This window comes from Reyranella sp., assembly GCF_965279465.1.
GTDB lineage: Bacteria > Pseudomonadota > Alphaproteobacteria > Reyranellales > Reyranellaceae > Reyranella.
The window spans coordinates 4,751,894-4,771,591 of sequence record NZ_OZ257242.1 but is presented as its reverse complement, the minus strand read 5'-3'; the positions used below and the strand labels follow the sequence as shown (position 1 = coordinate 4,771,591).

Sequence of the window (19,698 nt, the reverse complement as noted above, 5' to 3'; positions counted from 1 at the left end):
CCGCCGCAGGACGAGCGGCGGCGCCCGAATCAGTTCTTCTTCACCGTCTTGCCTTCGTACCGGCGGGCCCACTCGGCCAGGATGCGCGCGCGGTTGGCCGAGGCCCAGGCGAAGTCGTTCTTGATCATCGATTCGGCTACGCCGGACGGATAATCGGGAATGTTGCTGGCAATGCCCGGCATCGCGACCTGGCTGACGAAGGTGGCGTAGAGCTCGTTGGCCTTGCGCGAGGCGGCGAAGTCCATCAGCCGGCGGGCGGCCTCGGGATTCCGGGTGCCCTTGAGGATCGCGGCCGTGTCCATCTCCCAGCCGCCGCCCTCCTTCATCAACAGCCCTTCGACCGGTGCCCCCTTGTGGCGCACCTCGGCGGCGGAGATCTCGGCGGAGATGCCGACCGGGAATTCGCCGGCCGCCGTCATGCGACAGGGCTGCGCGCCGGAATGGACATACATGGCGATGTTCTCATGCAGCCTGTCCATGAACGCCCAGGCCTTCTCCTCGCCGAAGGTCTGGATCCACGCCGAGACGTGGAAGTAGCCGGTCCCCGACGAGGCCGGATGGGGCATGGTGATCTTGCCCTTGAACCTCGGGTCGTGCAGGTCGAACCAGGATTGCGGCTTGGGCAGGCCGAGCTTTCCGCCTTCGACGGTGTTGAAGCACACCGCGGCGACCCAGCCCTCCATGCCGACGTATGACGGAGGATCGGCCGGATCGCGAAAGCTGGGCTTCAGCGCGGTAAGGTTCCGGGGCGCATAGGGCTCGAGCAGGCCGCGTTCCTTGAGCAGCATGGTCGAGGTGACGGCCAGTCCCCAGATCGCATCGCCGCGCTGCGCGTTCTGCTCGGCGAGGATCTTGGCGGTGAGGACGCCGGTCGAATCGCGCAGCCAGACGATCTCGATGTCGGGGTTCTCCGCCTCGAACGCCTTCTTGAAGTCGCCGATGTTCGCGACCTCGAGCGTCGAATAGACCAGCAGGCGGGTCCGTTGCTGCGCGGAAGCGGAGACGGCGGCAAGCAGGAGCACGGCCGCGACGAGCCAGGATTTCATGGCGCGTCATACCATATATACGCGAGCCGACATTGCTCACCGGGGGAGCCGCCGGTAGGGTCCGCCCCCCTTCGATGACAACGACAACCGCTTCCCGTGCGCTGCCCTGGGCCTTGATCGGCGCTGCCTGCCTCGGCTCCTTCGCCGCCACCTCGAGCGGCACCACGCGTGCGCCCTTCCTTCTCGAGATGGCGCACGATCTCGGCGTCAGCATGCCGCTGGTCGCCAACCTCGTGTCGATGACGGCGACGGCATGGGGATTCACCTCGGCCTTCGGCGGCTGGGCATCGGACCGCGTCGGCCGGCGGGTGCTGCTGGTCGGCGGGCTGCTCGCCCTGGCACTGGCGATGTGCGGCCAGGCGATGGCCGGCAACTTCCTCTGGGTCGCCGTGTGGGCGACGGTCGCCGGCGGCTGCGCCGGTACCTTCACCGGCGTCGTCTTCGCCGAGGTCTCGTCGCGGGTCGAGGATCGCCAGCGCGGTCGGGCGCTCGGCTGGGTGATGACCGGCCAGTCGCTCACCCTGGTGGTCGGCGTGCCGCTGGCCGCCTGGATCGGCTCGCTGATCGGCTGGCGCGGCTGGAACGTCTGCGTCGGGGGCCTGGCACTGGCTGGCGCGGTCGGCCTGTTCATCACCGCGGGGCGCGGCACCGGCACGGCCGGTCTTGCAGCACGCCGGCCGTCGATGCGCTCGGCCCTGTCCCGGCGGGTGCTCGGGCTGCTCGGAATCGGCGTCGCCGAACGGATCTGCTACGGGCTGGCGACCGTCTACTTCGCGACTTTCCTCCAGGCCGTCTACGGCCTGTCGCTGGCCGCGACGGCGCTTCCTCTCTGCATCTTCGCCCTGGGCAACATCGCCGGCACGGTGCTGGGCGGACAGGTCGCTGACCGGTTCCGCGACCGCATGCTCACCTTCGCGATGGCGATGGCGTTGTCGGGCGTCGCGGCTCTCGGGCTGTTCATGTGGCATCCCGCACCGGCGATCAGCGTCGCCCTGGGCTTCGTCTTCACTTTCATGAATGCGCTCGGCCGGCCGTCCTACATGGCCTCGCTGGCCAATGTGCCGGACGATGTGCGCGGCACGGTGCTCGGTCTCAACGGCACGTCGGCCTCCGTCGGCTGGGTCGGTGCCGCGGCGCTCGGCGCACTGCTCATCAGCACCGTCGGTTTCGAGGGATTTGGACCGCTCGCCGCCCTGCTCGGTCTCGCTGGCGCAGCCGGCGCGCTGGCCAATCGGCGCATCAAGATTTCTACTTGAAGTTGTTTTACAGATAGTTCTTGTCGACTTAGGGTCGTCGGCATGTTCGATGGACCATATACATCAGAAGCCGATCCCGCCGAGCGCCGCGCGCGACTTCGGCTGGCCCGCAGCCCGCGCATCGGGCCGGTCAAATTCCATGAAGCGCTGCAGCATTTCGGCTCGGCCCGGCGGGCCTGCCGCGACCTGACGGTCGTTCCCGAAAGCGAGATCGCCCGCGAGGAGCAGGCGCTCGCGAAACTTGGTGGACGCTTCCTGGTCATGGGCGATGCCGAGTACCCGGCCGCGCTGGCAGCGCTGCCCGATGCGCCGCCCGTGCTGTCGGCGATCGGCGACCTTGGGTTGCCGGCCCGCCCAACCCTGGCAATCGTCGGCGCGCGCGAGGCGTCCCTGGCCGGCCGGCATTTCGCTGCAGACCTGGCTGCCAGCCTCGGCCGGGCCGGCTTTGCCATCGCCTCGGGCCTCGCGCGCGGCATCGATGCCGCAGCCCACGAAGCGGCCCTGGATACCGGCACGATCGCCGTCCTCGCCGGCGGTATCGACCAGGTGTACCCGCTGCAGAACGAGGCGCTGCATCGCGCCATCGCCGATCGCGGGCTGCTGCTGGCCGAGACGCCGTTCGGCGCGCCCCCGATCGCCCGCTCCTTCCCGCGCCGCAACCGCATCGTCAGCGGCCTGTCGGCCGGGGTGATCGTGATCGAGGCGGCGGAGCGCTCGGGCTCCCTGATCACCGCCGAACGCGCCCTCGAACAGGGCCGGGAAGTGTTCGTCGTGCCCGGCTCGCCGATGGATCCGCGGTATGGGGGATCCAATTCCCTTATCCGCGATGGGGCTATTCTGATACGCGACGCCAACGATATTATCGGTGTGTTCGGAAAGCCGCAGTCCCGGTCTCAAGCCGTTGAGAAACCAGTGCAAATTTCGCACCACACAGAGGCTGCAACAGTGCTCGCGGCGTTGGGTGCCGTACCCACTGCGGTTGACGAACTGGTACGCCGGTGCCAAGTGTCCGCCGCCACCGTAGCGGAGGTCCTGCTGGCCCTCGAGCTGGAAGGCCGCTTGGAAAGGCACCGGGGTAATCGCGTATCACTAATTTAGATCAGTGATTTAGCTCCGGTTCTTAAAGTAATTACTGGAGCATGTTTCGACGATGGACGTATTGGTCGTCGAGTCGCCTGCCAAGGCCAAGACTATCGGCAAATATCTCGGGCCCGGCTTCACCGTGCTGGCGTCGTACGGTCATGTCCGCGATCTGCCGGCCAAGGACGGTTCGGTCCGTCCCGACGAGGACTTCGCCATGGACTGGGAAGTCGACTCGTCGTCCCAGAAGCGCATCGATGCCATCGCCAAGGCCGTCACCAAGGGCAGCAAGCTTTACCTCGCGACCGATCCGGATCGCGAGGGCGAAGCGATCTCCTGGCACGTGCTCGACATCCTGGCGCGCAAGAAGGCGCTGCAGGACGTCGACGTCAAGCGGGTCACCTTCAACGCCATCACCAAGCAGTCGGTGCTCGACGCGGTCGCCCATCCGCGCAACCTCGACCAGCCGCTGATCGACGCCTATCTCGCCCGCCGCGCCCTCGACTACCTGGTCGGCTTCACCCTTTCCCCCGTGCTGTGGCGCAAGCTGCCGGGCAGCCGCTCGGCCGGCCGCGTGCAATCGGTTGCGCTGCGCCTGATCTGCGAGCGCGAGGCCGAGATCGAGGTCTTCAAGAGCCGCGAGTACTGGACGGTCGACGCCCTCTTCGGCACTGCCAAGCACCAGACGCTCAAGGCCCGCCTCACCCATCTCGACGGCCGCAAGCTCGACAAGTTCGACCTCGACACCCAGGAGCGGGCCGAGCAGGCCAAGCGCGAGATCGAGCGCCGCGCCTTCGCCGTTTCCGCGATCGATCGCCGCCAGGTGCGGCGCAATCCGCCGCCGCCTTTCATCACCTCGACCCTGCAGCAGGAGGCCTCGCGCAAGCTCGGCCTCGGTGCCGCCACCGCCATGCGCATCGCCCAGCGCCTCTACGAGGGCGTCGACATCGGCGGCGAGACGGTCGGCCTGATCACCTACATGCGTACCGACGGCGTGCAGCTCGCCCCCGAGGCGATCGGCCAGACCCGCCGCCTGATCGAGACCCGGTACGGCCCGAGCTACCTGCCGCAGGCGCCGCGGGTCTATACCTCAAAGGCCAAGAACGCCCAGGAGGCGCACGAGGCGATCCGCCCGACCGATCTGTTCCGCGCGCCGCAGGACGTGGCCGCCTATCTGGACAAGGATCAGTTGGGCCTCTACGAGCTGATCTGGAAACGCACCGTGGCGAGCCAGATGGAAAGCGCCGTGCTCGACCAGGTTACGGTCGACATCGCCAGCGCCGACAAGACCGTGCAGCTGCGCGCCACCGGCTCGGTCGTGCGCTTCAACGGCTTCCTGACGCTGTACGACGAAGGGCGCGACGAGAAGAGCGAGGAAGACGAGGCCGCGACCATCCTGCCCGACGTGGCTGAGAACGAGGCTCTCGACCGCCGAGAGGTCGTCGCCGAGCAGCATTTCACAGAACCGCCGCCACGCTATTCCGAGGCGAGCCTGGTCAAGAAGCTCGAGGAACTCGGCATCGGCCGGCCCTCCACCTATGCCAGCATCATTGAAGTCCTGCAGCGCCGTAACTATGTGAGGCTCGACCGCAAGCGCTTCATTCCCGAAGACCGCGGCCGCATCGTGACGGCTTTCCTGCAGACCTACTTCCCGCGCTACGTCGAATACAACTTCACCGCCCATCTCGAGGAAGAGCTGGACGAGATTTCCGACGGCAAGATGGACTGGCGGCAAGTGCTGCGCGATTTCTGGCAGGCATTCTCGGTTGCCGTCGGCGAAACCAAGGACCTGCGCGTCAAGGAAGTGCTCGACAAGCTCGACGAGGAGCTCGGCCCCCATTTCTTCCCGGCCAACGACAACGGAGGCAAGAGCCCGCGCGACTGCCCGTCCTGCGCCAACGGCCGGCTCGGGCTGAAGCTCGGCAAGTTCGGCGCCTTCATCGGATGCTCGAACTATCCCGAGTGCAAGTTCACCCGCAAGCTGGGCATCGTCGATCCGGAGAAGGATGCACAGACCGGCGCCAATCTCGACGGCCCGAAGATCCTCGGCACCGATCCTGCCACCGGCAAGGTCGTCACCCTGCGCAACGGGCCGTACGGCCTGTACGTCCAGCTCGGCGAGCCCGAAGGCAAGGAGAAGCCGAAACGAGCCTCCCTGCTCAAGGGCATGACGCCGGACGAGCTGACCCTCGAGAAGGCGCTTGCCATCCTTTCGCTGCCACGCGAGCTGGGGCCGCATCCCGAGGACAAGGAACCGGTGCTGGCCGGGGTCGGCCGCTTCGGGCCCTATGTGAGGCACGGCGCCAAATACAAGACGATTCCCGCCGACGAGAGCGTGCTCGACATTGGCATGAACCGTGCCGTGGCACTGCTTGCCGAAGCCAAGGCCGTCGGCCGCGGCCGCGCCGCCGCAAAGCCGCTCCGCGTGATCGGCGCTCATCCTGGCGACGAGGCCCCGATCGAGCTCTACGAGGGCCGCTACGGCATGTACGTGAAGCACGGCGGCATCAACGCCACCGTGCCGAACGACCTCAAGCCCGAGGAGCTGACGGTCGAGCAGGCCGTCTCCCTGCTGGCCGAACGGGCAGCCAAGGGTGGCGGCAAAAAGCCCAAGGCCGTCCGCGCCAAGAAGACGCCGCCGACCGCGGCCAACGACGCCGGCGACACGCCCAAGGTCGCAAAGACTGCCAAGAAAAAGAAGGCCGCGCCCAAGCGCAAGGCGAAGGCCGACGCTCCGCCGCGCACCGGGACCGATGGCTAAAGGCCGAGTCCCGACCCGCGACGAACTGCTGGCCTTCATCAAGGAGAGCGCCACGCCGGTGGGCAAGCGCGAGATCGCGCGCGCCTACGGGCTGAAGGGCGACCAGCGTATCGAGCTCAAGCAGCTCCTGCGCGACCTGCGGGACGAGGGCGATATCGCCGCGGACCGCGCCAAGACATTCAAGGATCCGAAAGCACTGACTGACATTAGCGTATTGGAGATCGTGAAGGTTGACGAGGACGGCCACCTGCTGGCCATGCCGCGTCGCCACGATGAAGAGAAAGACGGCCCTGCGCCGCGGATCGAGATCGATCCGCACGGCTCGCGCGGCGCCACCGCCCCCGCCGTGGGCGACCGGGTTCTCGCCTCGCTGAAGCGGCGCGGCAAGGACACCTATCAGGCCCGCATCATCCGGCGCCTCGGCAGCGGCCCGAAGAAGATCCTCGGCCTCTACGAGGAGCCCGACGGCCGCAACGGCCTCGGCACCGTGACGCCGACCGACCGCAAGCTGCGCCGCGAATTCGACGTCCGCCCCGCCGACAAGAACGGCGCACGGCCTGGCGATATCGTCTGGGTCGAGGAGGCCGGCAGCGAGCTGTCGCGCCGCGCCAAGGTGATCGAACGGGTCGGGCCGATGAGCGACCCGCGCACGGTTTCCCTGATCTCGATCGCCGCCAACGACATCCCCGTCGAATTCCCCGAGGCCGCACTGCGGGAAGCCGAGGACGCACGGGCGGCGACGATGGGCGACCGGCTCGACCTGCGCAAGCTGCCGCTGGTCACGATCGACGGCGAGGATGCGCGCGACTTCGACGACGCGGTCTTCGCCGAACCCGACCCCGACCATCCGGGCGGCTGGCGCCTGCTGGTCGCGATCGCCGACGTTGCCTGGTACGTGCGGCACGACAAACCGCTCGATCGAGCCGCTTACCGCCGCGGCACCTCTGTCTATTTCCCCGACCGGGTCGTGCCGATGCTGCCCGAGGCCCTGTCGAACAACTGGTGCTCGCTGCTGCCGCGCCAGGACCGGCCGGTGCTGGTCGCCGAGATGTGGATCGACGCGGACGGCGCGCTGAAGAAGCACCGGTTCCACCGCGCCATGATGCATTCGGCGGCGCGCCTCACCTACAACCGCCTGCAGAAGGCCAGGGACGGCGCGCCGGACGACGAGCTCGCACTGCTGATGGACAGTGTCGTCAAGCCGCTCTACGGCGCCTTCGCCACTCTCCTGGCGGCGCGCGAGAAGCGCGGCGCGCTCGACCTCGACCTGCCCGAGCGCCTGGTCAGGCTGGGCGACGACGGGCGCATCGCCGAGATCGGCGTGCGCGAACGGCTCGACAGTCACAAGCTCATCGAGGAGTTCATGGTGCTGGCCAATGTGGCTGCGGCGCAGGCCCTCGAGCAGCGCCACATGCCCTGCCTCTATCGTGTCCACGACCAGCCCGACGCCGCCAAGCTCGAAGCGCTGCGCGAGTTCCTCGGTACCCTCGGCATCTCCGTCCCGGTCGGCCAACGCCTGCGGCCGGGAGACCTCAACCGCGTGCTGCAGGCGATCGAAGGCAAGCCGACGGCGCGACTGGTCAACGAGACGATCCTGCGCAGCCAGAGCCAGGCCGTGTATAGCCCGAACAATCTCGGCCACTTCGGCCTGGCGCTGGCGCGTTACGCCCACTTCACCTCGCCGATCCGCCGCTTCCCCGACCTGATCGTCCATCGCGCGCTGATCTCGGCCTACGGGCTCGGCGCCGGCGGCCTGTCCCAGGAGGACAAGAGCCGCTTCGAGGAATTTGGCGAGCATCTGTCGATGTGCGAGCGCCGCGCCGTCGCCGCCGAGCGCTCGGCGATGGACCGTTACGTCGCGGCCTACATGGCCGACCATGTCGGCGCGACCTTCGCAGGCCGGGTCACTTCGGTGACCCGCTTCGGCCTGTTCATGGCGCTCGACGGCACGGGCGCCGACGGGTTGCTCCCGATCCGCAGCCTCGGCCAGGAATTCTTCCGCCATGACGAAGGCCGGCAGATGCTGGTCGGCGAGCGCACCGGCGAGACCTACGGGCTGGGCGACCGCCTGAAGGTGAAGCTCGACCAGGCCGACACCGCGACCGGCGGCCTGCTGTTCGACCTGATCGAGGTGATCGAGCGCGTCGAGCGCCAGGTGCCGTCGCGCAGCCATCGCGTGTCAGAACGCCGTGGGCCGCGTCGTCCGGTCGCGCACGGCAAAGCCTCTCGGGACAAACGGTCGCGACGACGAAACTAGCTGCGGCGCGCATCTTGGCGGCATGTCGTCATCGGCCCCTGTCCCCGTGGATTTCTGGACCGCGATGCGTCGCGGCTGGCGCGGGCGTTGCCCGCGCTGTGCCCACGGCCCCCTGTTCGGCGGCTTCCTGAAGATGCGCAGCCATTGCCCGGCGTGCGGGCTGGTGCTCGATCCGTATCGCGCCGATGACGCGCCGGCCTATTTCACGATCTTCGCGGTCGGTCATATTATTGTCCCGCTCGTGCTGGTATTCGAGCGCTACGGCAACCAACCGCCTCTCTGGGTGCACGCCGTGTTGTGGTTGCCGCTGTCGGTCCTGATGGCGCTGATCTTGCTACCGCGCATCAAGGGAGCAGTCATCGCGCTCCTCTGGGCGCATCGAATCGCGGCGCCAAAATCGACGGCTGACAGTCTGGACCTTTCTCCCTGACCCTGGCTGGCCGCCCGATGAAGGCTTGTGCTACTCTGCTCGCGTGGGGTGTCCCTAGGTGCCGGTCATTCGTTTTCTGAACATCGCGCTGTCCCATGCGACGGCGTCTCTCCTCGCCGCTTCCCTGGTCGCCTCCTGCGTCCCGTCGAACGACGGTTCCGGCTTTGCGACGCGCAACCCGGCCGCGGCGGCCGATGTCAGTGTCGAACGGGTCGTCCTCCAGGCCTACCGCTCGATCGGCGACCGCCACCTCAACGAGCCCGACTTCCGCAGGATGTCGCAGGAGACCTACAAGGGCTTCGCGAGCGCCGATCCGGCGCTATCGCTGGAGCCCGGCGACAGGTCCTTCACCCTGCTGCGCGACGGCCACCAGGTGGTCTCGCGGCCGACGCCGTCCGACCCGACCGATGGCCGCGCCTGGGGCGGCATGCTGGCCGAGCTGTTCGCAGCCTCGATCGATGCCTCGCCGGTCCTGCAGCAGACCGAGCGCGGCGCGCTGATCAAGGGCGCGATGGTCGCCACCACCCGGCAGCTCGACAAGAACAGCCGTTATGCCGACCCGGACGAGGCCAAGGACAACCGTTTCCAGCGCGACGGCGGCGGCGGCATCGGCATCACGGTCGAGCGCACCGACGACAGGCGGGTCCTGATCCGGGCGGTGCAGGACGGCTCGCCCTCCGCCAAGGCCGGAGTGACGGTCGGCGACCAGATCGTGGCGGTCGACGGCGAAGTGATGCTCGACAAGACGTTGTCCGACGTCGTGCACAAGCTGCGCGGCAATGTCGGCCAGCCGGTCACGCTGACCGTCCTGCGCGGCGGCAGCCAGGAGCTGGCGATCGAAATGCGGCGCAGCCGCATCATCCCGACCACCGTGACCTACGAGCGCACGGGCAATGTCGCGCTGATCCACCTCACCGGCTTCAACAGCGCCACCACCGACTCGCTGACCCATGCGCTCGACCGGGCGCGGCTCGAGATCGGCCGCGACCTCCAGGGCGTCATCCTCGACATGCGCTCGAACCGCGGCGGCCTGCTCGACCAGGCCCAATCGGTCTCCGAGGTGTTCATTGGCGACGGCGTGATCTTCTCGACGCAGGGGCGCCATCCCGACAGCCAGCGGACCTACAAGAGCGGCAGCCGCAAGGCGACCGAGCTGCCGATGGTGGTACTGGTCAACGGCAACTCCGCCTCGGCCGCCGAGATCGTGGCGGCGGCCCTCCAGGATCGCGGCCGCGCCGCAGTGGTCGGCACCACCAGCTACGGCAAGGGCACCGTGCAGACCGTCATCCGCCTGCCCAATGAGGGCGAGCTGGTGCTGACCTGGTCGAGGCTGCTGGCGCCGTCCGGCTACACCTGGAACGAGCAGGGCGTGATGCCCAACATCTGCACCGCCAAGGTGGGCGACGTGGGCCAGCTCGCGCCGGCTTCGGTCGACGCCAACAAGGCCCTGCTGCAGCGCTGGCATGCCGAACGCAACCCCAGCCATCAGGAAGTGATCAACCTGCGCAAGATCTGCCCGCCGGGCGACGAATCCCCGGAGCGGGACGTCGATATAGCCGCCCGCCTGCTCAGGGATCCGACGCTGTATGCACATGCGGTGCGCACAGGCTCGATCGAACAGGCCGCCGTGCCGCGCTGACCTCGGCGGCCGCGGCGCTTGACAGGGCGCCGCCGGTGACTAAGTTGCCCGCCTTCCAAAGGAATAGACCATGGCCAAGCCGACCTCGATCCTGATCAAGATGATCTCCAGCGCCGACACCGGCTTCTTCTACGTGACCAAGAAGAACCCGCGCACCAAGACCGAGAAGCTCGAACTCAAGAAGTACGACCCGGTCGCGCGCAAGCACGTCGTGTTCAAGGAATCCAAGATCAAGTGACAGCCTCGGCGGCTTGATCCCGACCGTCGCGACGGATCTGCACCGATCGCGCAAGCCGCCTCTTCAGGCGGCTTTTTCGTGCCCGCACATCGCGCCGCTGGGCCAAGGCGCGAAGATCTCAGCCCGTCACGACGATCTCAGACCGGGGCTGGTGCGCTTGCGCTGGCCGTCGTAACGGTCTGCTGCAGATGGTCGACCAGCGCGTCGTCGAGCTTGAGGCGTGCCGCCAGCATCGCGAGGTAGCCGCGCTCGGCAGCGTTGTCGATATCTATCGCCAGCAGCGAGGCGGCGTATATCTCGGCTGCCTCTTCCGGCGAGGATGCGGCGTCGGCAACGGCGTCGATATCGAGCTTCGCCCGAAGCTCGTCCATCACGAAGGCCTTGTCCTCGGACGACAGGCTGAGCTTGTCCATCTCGCCGAAGATGCGCGCCTGCTCCTGTGCGTCCACGTGCCCATCCGATTTCGCGGCGGCGATCATCGCGCGCAACAGGTGGCGGGCCAAGCGCTGTTGCCCCATCTCGTTCACCGGATTGAACGGAGTGCCGGGGGGCGCGGGCAGCAGAGGCGTGCTCGCCCGCGCGGGCTCCGCCGTCTGCGCCGGAGCCTTGCCCGCCTGCCAATCGCGCCACGCCTTGTAGGCGAGTGCCCCTACCGCAGCCATGCCCCCGAGCTTGAGCACATCGCCGCCAAGCCGGCGCCCGGTCTTGCTGCCAAGCAGAATAGCGGCGAGACCGCCGGCCAACGCGCCACCGCCGGCACCTCGCAGGAAGTCGCCGCCCCCGCCTCCGCCACTCGCCTGGCCGCCGCCGAGAAACTGCTCCAACAAACGCTTGGCATCCTGCATCGCGTGCTCCCGATTGGTCCCGAATTCATATGGTATGCAGTTCGAAAATGGCCAAGAGGGAGATCGCAGGACGTCCGAACCGGCCAATGAACACAGCGTTCGGCGCTCAATCCGGCATCCGGCTCGCACATTCATCGCCTGCCATGCGAATTCGGTGCCTTGCGCCGGCCGCCGGATGGTAGTGGACTTCAGCCATAGAAGACGCAGGAGGAAACGATGCAGTTTGGATACTTCACCATGCCATCTCACCCGCCCGAGAGGCCGCTCAAGGACGGCCACGAGTGGGACCTGCAGGTGATCCGCTGGCTGGATGAGCTGGGCTTCAGCGAGTGCTGGATCGGCGAGCATCACACCGCCCCGTGGGAGCCGCATCCCTCGCCCGACCTGCTGGTCGCGCAGGCGCTGATGCAGACCAAGAACATCCGCCTCGGGCCCGGCGGTTTCCTCCTGCCCTACCATCACCCGGCCGAGCTCGCGAACCGCGTCGCCATGCTCGACCATATCTCGGGCGGACGTCTCAACTTCGGCATCGCCGCCTCGGGGCTGCCGAGCGACTGGGCGATGTTCAACGTCGACGGCATGTCGGGCGTAAACCGCGACATGACCCGCGAGGCGCTCGAGATCATCCTGAAGCTGTGGAGCTCGCCCGAGCCGTTCGACTACAAGGGCAAGTTCTGGCACGTGACCAAGCCGGACACGATGTTCGGGTTCCTGAAACCGCACATCAAGCCACTGCAGACCCCGCACCCGCCGATCGGCGTCGCGGGCCTCAGCAAGAACTCCGACACGCTGAAGCTCGCCGGCGAAAAGGGCTTCCTGCCGATGAGCCTCAACCTCAACCCGGCCTATGTCTCCAGCCATTGGGACGCCGTCGAGGTGGGCGCCGCCAAGGCCGGCCGCACGGCCGACCGCAACGACTGGCGCATGGTGCGCGAAGTGTTCGTCGCCGACACCGATGAAGAGGCCATGAGGCTCTCGGCCGGCGCCAACATGGGCCGCATGATGCGGGAGTATTTCTTGCCCCTGCTCGGCAACTTCGGCTTCCTCGAATACCTGAAGCATGATCCGAATGCGGCCGATTCCGACGTAACGCCGGAATACTGCGCGAAGCACAACTGGATCGTCGGCTCGCCCAAGACCGTCATCGAGAAGATCGAGAAGATCTACGACGAGGTTGGCGGCTTCGGCCAGCTCCTGGTGTTCGGCTTCGACTATGTCGACAAGCCGGAAGCCTGGAAGCACTCGCTCGAGCTGCTCTCGAAGGAAGTGATGCCCAAGGTGCAGCACCTCAAGCCGAAGGTGCAGAAGCTGGCAGCGGAATAGCTATACCGGCGGCACTGACTCGCGCTTGGCCAGGAACGCCGCAGCGGCAAAGCCCGCTGCGGCGACCAGCATGATCGCGGCAAGGCCCCACAGCACCGGCGTGTAGTTGCCGAAGGCACTCCACGCCAGCGCGCCCATCAGTGGGCCGGCGGCGCGCATGACGTTGGTCGGCATGGTGAGCGCGCCGGTGACGATGCCGTAGCCCTCGGGGCCGATGAATTCCGGCACCGCCATGCCGCGCAGGATGGTCACCAGCCCGTTGGCGACGCCATAGATGATGGCGAACAGGATCAGGCCGTAGACGTCGTGGATGCCGGCGGCGAGCATCGCCATCGATACCGGAAAGGCGAAATAGATGCCGGCGCCGAGCTGGATCGCCGTGATGTGCTTCTGGCCGGCCATCAGCAACACGCGCCCCACCACCTGCATCGGGCCGATCAGGGCGATGATCGCCATCACCACGCCGGTCGCAACGCCGCGCTCGTCGAGCAGCGGGATCAGGTGGAAGCTCATCGCCGAGAAGGCGAGTCCGTAGCCCGCGAAGGCGACGACCAGCCCCCAGAAGGCCGGCACCCGTATCGCGGCGGCGAGCGGACTCTTCCCGGAGGCGCTCTTCCTGGGCAGGCCGATCGGGATCGCCGCCTCCTTCGGGCCGGGCACGAACAGCGCGTGGATCAGGACGGCGACGCCGAGGTTGATGATCGCAAGCACGACCAGCGTCGGCCGCCAGTCGATGCGTTCGATCAGCAGCTGCGCGAAGGGAATGCCGAAGGTGCTGGCAAGGCCGCCGACGAATGTCATCACCATGATGGCCTGGCGGAAGCGCGGGCCGTAGACGCGGGTGATCACCGCGAAGGCGGGCTCGTAGAGCGTGACCGACTGGCAGGCGCCGAGGCCGAGCCAGATGACATAGAACATCGGCAGCGAGTCGACCTGCGACCAGGCGAACATCAGGATGGCCGCCAGCAGCGAGCCACCGGTCATCAGCACCCGCGCATGACCGCGATCGATCCACGCGCCGACCGGGATCGAGCACAGGCCCGCGACCAGCAGCCCGGCCGACAGCGCGCCGAACATCTCGGTGCGCGACCAGCCGAGCTCCGTCTCCATCGGCACGACGAACAGTGGGAAGGTGTAGTAGACCAGCCCCCAGGTGATCAGCTGACCGAGCGACAGGACCCAGAGGATCGTCGAGGGACGCTTGCGCCACGGGCCGCTGCTGCCGAAGCCGGCGATCGTCGAGGGATCCTTGCCTTGTCCGTCCATGTCATCGAAACGTAACGCAGGGCCGCGCCCGAGGGTAGACTGTCGACACATGCGCATCGGTATCGATCTCGGCGGCACCAAAATCGAAGGTCTCGTGCTCGATGGAGACGGTGCGGAACGTGCGCGGCTGCGCGTCGCCACACCCAATTCGGCATACGAGGATACCGTGGAGGCGATCGCCGACCTGGTGGCCGAGCTGGAGAGCCGTGTCGGCGCGCGCTGCTCGGTCGGCATCGGCCATCCGGGCGCGATCTCGCCGGCGACCGGCCTGATCAAGAATGCCAACTCAACCCGCCTCAACGGCCAGCCGCTGCGTGCCGATCTCGAGCGCCGGCTGGAGCGTGAGGTGCGGATGCAGAACGACGCCAATTGCCTGGCCGTCTCGGAAGCGTCCGACGGCGCCGCGGCCGGCTGCGGTATCGTGTTCGGCGTCATCCTGGGCACGGGAGTCGGCGGTGGAGTCGTGATCGACGGTAGGCCGCTCACCGGCGCGCAGGCGATTGCCGGCGAATGGGGCCACAATCCCCTGCCCCATCCGCGCGACGACGAGCGACCCGGCGCGCGCTGCTATTGCGGCCGCGCGGGCTGCATCGAGACCTGGCTAAGCGGCCCGCGCCTGCAGGCGGAGTTCGAGCGCCGCACGAGCCGCACCCTCCGCGCCACCGACATCGCCGAAGCCGCCCTCGATGGCGACGAGCAAGCGGCCGAGCAGATGGAGATTTATTGCGATCGCCTCGCCCGTGCGCTCTCGGGCGTGATCAACATCCTCGACCCCCACGCGATCGTGCTGGGCGGCGGCCTGTCGCGCATGAGCCTGCTCTACGATCGCGTGCCCGAACTCTGGAAGCGCTACGTCTTCTCCGAGCCCGACCTCATCGTCACGCGACTGCTGCCGCCCCGCTTCGGCGATTCGAGCGGCGTGCGCGGCGCGGCCTGGTTGTGGCCGGCAGATTAAGCTCCGGCGCCCCAATCTTTTGCCTCGCCCGCTTCGCGGGAGAGGTGGCGCCGTCATACGGCGTCGGAGGGCGACGCACCATCTCCGCAGCCCTCGCCCTCCCTCAGCGTAAGGCGCTGGCGCGAGCAGCGGACGCCGATGGTGCGCATGGCTAGAGGTCCACCTTGTCGAGGCCCCAGGTGATGCCGTCGATCTCGGGCAGCTCGCGGCCGTCATCCTTGCCGATCTCGGCCCCGATCACCGCCGCGAGCTTGCCGTTCATCGTTGCCAGCAGCTCGGCATTGGCGGTGCGGTCGATCGCGAGGTTCCGCATCTCGCCCGGATCGGCCTGCAGGTCGAAGAGCTCGACATCGTTCCACTTGAACAGCTCGTCGAGCGTTACGGGGTTGTTGTGGTCGAGAGGCGAGAAGTAGCGCGTGAAGCGGTAGCGGCCGTCGAACGCCGAACGCACATGTCCCCGCTTCTTCAGATCCGGCCGGAAGCCCTGCCGCTTGGCCTCCTCCTTCGGATCCTTGCCGGCCAGGACGGCCTTCGCCGCAAAATCGAAGACGCCGGCGTCGTTGCTGGCCAAGCCGCTATAGGTGAAAAGCGTTGCCGGCCGCGCAGCATCGACAGCCTGCGTGCCCGGATTGGAGAACAGCGGCGAGAGATCCTTGCCGGGCAGCTCGCGTCCTGCCAGCTCGCCGGTTCGGTCCGGCGTCACGCCAGCGAAGGACAGCAGCGTCGGCACGAGGTCGATGTGGCTGCTGAGCGCCCGGCAGCTCTGCCCGCCTTTCACGTCGGGATGCACGACGGTGAAGGGCAAGTGGTTGGACTCGGCGTAGGCGAAAGGCCCTTTGCCCCGCAAGCCATGGCTGCCCGCCATCTCACCATGGTCGGCGGTGAAGACCACGATCGTGCGGTCGGCCAGGCCGAGCGCGTCGAGCTCTGCCAGCACAGCCTCGAGCTGCTGGTCGACGTTCCGGATGCAGTTGATGTAGTAGTCGTTGAAGCGCTTCCAGCGCGCGTCCTCCAGCGGAATGTTGCCCAGGATGTAGTCCCAGATCCGGTCGAACTCGCGATGCGCGCCGGGGCGGCCGGGAGCATCGAAAGGCTGGCGCAGACTGGTGGGGATCGGCATATCCCACGTCGCCTTGTAGAGCGCATGCTCCGGCGCGCGGGCGGCATGCAGGCGCAGCTTGCCGGTGTCCTGCACCTGCTCGCCCGGTGCGTCGGTATTGAAGTACATGATGTCGTGCGGATTCACGAAACTCATGAACATGCACCACGGCTTGCCGTCGTCGCTCAGCGGGCGGCCCTTGGTACGCAGCCAGTTGATTCCGCTGCCGGCGGTGATCTGGTCGAAGCCGTAGCCGCCCAGCGTGTGGCCGATCAGGTCGCCCGGCGAAAAGTTGTCGGCGAAGCCGTACTTCTCCATGTGCGGTGTCATGAACTGCTCGACCGAGCGCGTGTCGAACTCGCGGCTGAGGTGCCATTTGCCCTTGTAGGCGGTGTAATAGCCCGCCTTGCGCAGCATGTGGCCGATCGTCGGATGGTCGGGCGACAGATTGCGCATCCACGGCACGTCGAGGTTCTCGAACATGCCGTTGTCGGGCGTTTGCAGCCCGGTGACGATGACTGAGCGCGACGAGGTGCACATCGTCGCCGGGCACTGGTGGTTGGTGAAGCTGACGCCGCTGCGTTCCAGCCGCTCGTGGCCGGGTAGCGACAGGCCTGAGGGCCAGCGGGGATGGTAACGCTCCTGGTCGGTGAAGATGAAGAGGATGTTGAGGCCGCTGCGCGCGGCTCCCGTCGCCGTTGCCGGAGCTGTCGCGGGCGGGGTCTGCGTCCGTGCGATCCCCGTCGACCCCACGATCGAGCCCGCCAAGGCAGCGCCGGCCGACGCCTTCAGGAACCCACGCCGCGTTGCCCCGTGCCGGAAGTCCTCTCTAGCCATGGCGACGCACCCCCAAGTTGACGATTTGACTTGCAGCCAAAAGACGATAAGGGCGCGCGTGCCGCCCACACCGTGGCTGCGCATCCGGGGGCATTGATCGTCCGTGAGCCGTCGACCGTCTATCCGTTTTGCGCCATGCGAAAGCCGGTCGCATGGATGGTAGCCAGCTCTCCCCGTGGACCAGCCGGTTGGCGCTGCACGGCTTCGATCGCCGGGCGCTCGACTATTCGATGCTGGGCGCCACTGTCGCCAGGCACATGCAGCTCGGGCCCGGCCAGCTGCGCGCCTCGATCGAGCGCCTGCGCTTCAACACGCTGGCGATGCGGGTCACGGATTTCTCGGCGGCCGTGCGGGCGACCGTGGAGCCTCCCAAGGACATCGTGACGCTGGGCTTCGTCCTGCGGGCCGATGAGCCGTTCCTGATTGCCGGTCGGCACTTCGGTGTCGACATGATGAGCGTCTTCGGGCCAGGGCAGGCCACCGAGGTTCGCTATCCCGCCGGCTCGCGTTCCGTCACCTTGGCGATGCCGTCCGCTGTCTTCGCGCGGGAGTTGACCAGTACGCCAGTGTGCGATGCGCTGGATTCGGCGGATGCCAATCCCCAGGTCCAGGCATCGGGCGCAGACGTCGTACGGCTGCGGGACATCATCTCGGCGATGGAAGCGCTGGCCGCGCGCGATCCCGGCCTGTGGCTCGACGGTCGATGGACCGCCAATGCCGAGCGCGCCCTGATCGAGGTCTTCTTCCGCCCGCTCGGCGATCCAGCCTTGGTGACGACAGGATCATCCGACCGCTTGCGGACAGCCCGCACGATCGTGCGCGAGGTGGAGGCCCGGCTCGATGCCGATCCGATGGCGATCCCATCGATGCCCGCACTGTGTGCGGCCCTGCGTATCTCCCGGCGCACCCTCGAGCGGGCATTTCACGATCTGCTCGGCGTCAGCCCCGCGCAACACCTGCGCGTACGATCGCTGAACGCCGTGCGCGAGGCCTTGATGCGGTGCCCGCCGGAGCCCGGCATCGTCACCCGCATCGCCATCGATCACGGCTTCTGGCACCTCGGCCGCTTCTCCCTCTCCTATCGCACCCTGTTCGGCGAGCGGCCGATCGACACGGTTCGCCGAACGGTCTGATCAGATGAGGACACGATGACCACGGCATGCTGGCAGTGCGGCTGCTCGACATGGACAAAGGATCTACACGCAATTCAGCGGAACGGCGGCTCGTCAAAGCCCCTGAGCTTGCGCGAGTGCAGGGAACCGAGCTCGCCGCGCAGCAGGTCGATCGCCTCGATCCCGATCTTGAGATGCTCCCCCACGGCGCGCTGGTAGAAGCGCGTGGCCGCGCCGGGCAGCTTGATCTCGCCGTGCAGCGGCTTGTCGGACACGCAGAGCAGCGTTCCGTAAGGAACGCGCAGGCGATAGCCCTGGGTCGCCAACGCCGCACTTTCCATGTCGATGGCGATGCAGCGCCCGAGCCCGATGCGGCGGCGTTCCTGCGACCAGCGCAGCTCCCAGTTGCGGTCGTCGTAGCTCACCACCGTGCCGGTGCGCAGCCGTCGCTTCAGCGCGTCGCCGCGCTCGCCCGTGACCCGCGCAGCAGCCTCCTGCAGCGCGAGTTGGACCTCGGCCAGCGCCGGAACCGGGATTTCCGTCGGCATGAGGTCGTCGAGGATCCGGTCGCGCCGCAGATAGCCATGCGCCAGCACATAGTCGCCGATCGTCTGCGACTGACGCAGGCCGCCGCAATGGCCGATCATCAGCCAGCAGTGCGGGCGCAGCACCGCGAGGTGGTCGGTCGCCGTCTTGGCGTTCGAGGGGCCAACACCGATATTGACGATCGAGATGCCACCCTTGTCGTCGCCGCGCATCAGGTTGTAGGCCGGCATCTGGAAGCGATGCCAGGGCGCCCCGGCGATCGTCGCCGCCATGGCGTCGACGCTGTCGCCACGCCTCACCACCGCGCCGCCCGGCAATGCCAGACGGGTATAGACGCCGTCGGGGCGGACCAGCTCCTCCACCGCCCAGGCGAGGAACTGGTCGAGGTAGCGCTGGTAGTTGGTGAACAGGATCCAGGGCTGGATCGTCCGCCAGTCGGTACCTGTGTAATGCACCAGCCGGCGCAGCGAGAAATCGATGCGCATGGCGTCGAATAATGCAAGCGGCCGCGGCTTCCCCTCCTCGAACCGCCAGGCGCCGTCGGCGATCTCGTCTCCGACATTGGCCAGCACCGGTGTCGGGAAATAGCGCGCGAGCTCGCTGACCGAGAGCTCGGCATCGAGGAATTCGTCACCGGCCTCGGTGACGAACGGGTACGGGATCTCCTGCCCGCTGATCCCGACCTCGAGGCGTGCGCCGAACTCCTCGACCAACGGCCGCAGCTGGTCGAGCAGATAGCGACGAAAGAAGCCCGGCTGCGTGACGGTGGTGGCATAGCGGCCCGGCTCCTGGAACTTCGCCCAGGCGCGCCGCGTGTAGGGCACCGGTCCCTGTGGCTGCCAATCGACGCACAGTTCTGGATAGCGGAAGGCCGCTCGCTCCTGCGCGGTCGGCGGCACGCCCGAAGTCGCGAACCGGGTCAACGCCGACCTCAAGCCATCGCAGGCCGACGCGTGAAGCGCCTCCAGGCGGTCAACCGCCTGCTCGGGCGTCAGCCCCGCCATCGGT

The 19,698-nt window shown here is 67.5% G+C and carries 15 protein-coding genes; 10 read left to right on the top strand and 5 right to left on the bottom strand.

All coding sequences use genetic code 11. The features are described from left to right. Positions 1–29 precede the first annotated feature (29 nt). Positions 30–1,046 carry a putative 2-aminoethylphosphonate ABC transporter substrate-binding protein gene (locus tag ACQY8M_RS23110; RefSeq protein ID WP_428660262.1) on the bottom strand — a complete coding sequence of 339 codons (1,017 nt, stop codon included), beginning with the start codon at positions 1,044–1,046 and terminating at the stop codon, positions 30–32. Positions 1,047–1,120: 74 nt separating this feature from the next. On the opposite strand from ACQY8M_RS23110, the gene ACQY8M_RS23105 reads away from it, so the two are divergent. The 7 genes from ACQY8M_RS23105 to rpmG all read left to right on the top strand — a co-directional run bounded on the left by ACQY8M_RS23105 (position 1,121) and on the right by rpmG (position 10,707). Continuing rightward, positions 1,121–2,302 (top strand): MFS transporter, encoded by a 1,182-nt coding sequence (locus tag ACQY8M_RS23105; protein WP_428660259.1) that lies wholly within the window; start codon positions 1,121–1,123, stop codon positions 2,300–2,302. Between the two features lie 42 nt (positions 2,303–2,344). Then, positions 2,345–3,400: a DNA-processing protein DprA gene (gene dprA / locus ACQY8M_RS23100; RefSeq protein ID WP_428660256.1), complete on the top strand. Its 1,056-nt coding sequence runs from the start codon at positions 2,345–2,347 to the stop codon at positions 3,398–3,400. Positions 3,401–3,452: 52 nt separating this feature from the next. Next, on the top strand, positions 3,453–6,143 hold the full coding sequence (topA, locus tag ACQY8M_RS23095; protein ID WP_428660253.1) for a type I DNA topoisomerase: 2,691 nt from the start codon (positions 3,453–3,455) through the stop codon (positions 6,141–6,143). Further along, the gene (gene rnr / locus ACQY8M_RS23090; protein ID WP_428660251.1) at positions 6,136–8,400 is read left to right on the top strand and encodes a ribonuclease R; all 2,265 of its coding nucleotides are present in this window, start codon (positions 6,136–6,138) and stop codon (positions 8,398–8,400) included. Before topA ends, rnr begins: the two co-directional genes overlap by 8 nt. A gap of 46 nt (positions 8,401–8,446) precedes the next feature. After that, complete coding sequence (locus ACQY8M_RS23085; RefSeq protein ID WP_428660249.1) at positions 8,447–8,830, top strand: DUF983 domain-containing protein; 384 nt, start codon at positions 8,447–8,449, stop codon at positions 8,828–8,830. 58 nt (positions 8,831–8,888) lie between these two features. Next, the gene (locus ACQY8M_RS23080) at positions 8,889–10,469 is read left to right on the top strand and encodes a S41 family peptidase (RefSeq protein WP_428660247.1); all 1,581 of its coding nucleotides are present in this window, start codon (positions 8,889–8,891) and stop codon (positions 10,467–10,469) included. Positions 10,470–10,539: 70 nt separating this feature from the next. Next, on the top strand, positions 10,540–10,707 hold the full coding sequence (rpmG, locus tag ACQY8M_RS23075) for a 50S ribosomal protein L33 (protein WP_020696277.1): 168 nt from the start codon (positions 10,540–10,542) through the stop codon (positions 10,705–10,707). 137 nt (positions 10,708–10,844) lie between these two features. Here the strand turns inward: rpmG and ACQY8M_RS23070 are convergent, their stop codons facing one another. Next, positions 10,845–11,552, bottom strand: a complete 708-nt coding sequence (locus tag ACQY8M_RS23070) for a tellurite resistance TerB family protein (RefSeq protein WP_428660244.1) — start codon at positions 11,550–11,552, stop codon at positions 10,845–10,847. A 216-nt stretch (positions 11,553–11,768) separates the two neighbouring features. Here ACQY8M_RS23070 and ACQY8M_RS23065 point away from each other — a divergent pair, with 216 nt between their 5' ends. After that, positions 11,769–12,875 carry an LLM class flavin-dependent oxidoreductase gene (locus ACQY8M_RS23065; RefSeq protein WP_428660241.1) on the top strand — a complete coding sequence of 369 codons (1,107 nt, stop codon included), beginning with the start codon at positions 11,769–11,771 and terminating at the stop codon, positions 12,873–12,875. On the opposite strand, the gene ACQY8M_RS23060 is transcribed toward ACQY8M_RS23065, so the two are convergent. Next, positions 12,876–14,141: an MFS transporter gene (locus ACQY8M_RS23060; RefSeq protein ID WP_428660238.1), complete on the bottom strand. Its 1,266-nt coding sequence runs from the start codon at positions 14,139–14,141 to the stop codon at positions 12,876–12,878. A 49-nt stretch (positions 14,142–14,190) separates the two neighbouring features. Here ACQY8M_RS23060 and ACQY8M_RS23055 point away from each other — a divergent pair, with 49 nt between their 5' ends. After that, positions 14,191–15,096 carry an ROK family protein gene (locus tag ACQY8M_RS23055; protein ID WP_428660236.1) on the top strand — a complete coding sequence of 302 codons (906 nt, stop codon included), beginning with the start codon at positions 14,191–14,193 and terminating at the stop codon, positions 15,094–15,096. Between the two features lie 151 nt (positions 15,097–15,247). On the opposite strand, the gene ACQY8M_RS23050 is transcribed toward ACQY8M_RS23055, so the two are convergent. Further along, the gene (locus ACQY8M_RS23050; RefSeq protein ID WP_428660233.1) at positions 15,248–17,032 is read right to left on the bottom strand and encodes a sulfatase-like hydrolase/transferase; all 1,785 of its coding nucleotides are present in this window, start codon (positions 17,030–17,032) and stop codon (positions 15,248–15,250) included. Positions 17,033–17,184: 152 nt separating this feature from the next. On the opposite strand from ACQY8M_RS23050, the gene ACQY8M_RS23045 reads away from it, so the two are divergent. After that, the gene (locus ACQY8M_RS23045) at positions 17,185–18,165 is read left to right on the top strand and encodes a helix-turn-helix domain-containing protein (protein ID WP_428660230.1); all 981 of its coding nucleotides are present in this window, start codon (positions 17,185–17,187) and stop codon (positions 18,163–18,165) included. 74 nt (positions 18,166–18,239) lie between these two features. Here ACQY8M_RS23045 and ACQY8M_RS23040 read toward each other — a convergent pair whose 3' ends face one another. Then, positions 18,240–19,694, bottom strand: coding sequence for an AMP nucleosidase (locus tag ACQY8M_RS23040; RefSeq protein ID WP_428660227.1), 1,455 nt, complete (start codon positions 19,692–19,694; stop codon positions 18,240–18,242). Positions 19,695–19,698: the final 4 nt, after the last annotated feature.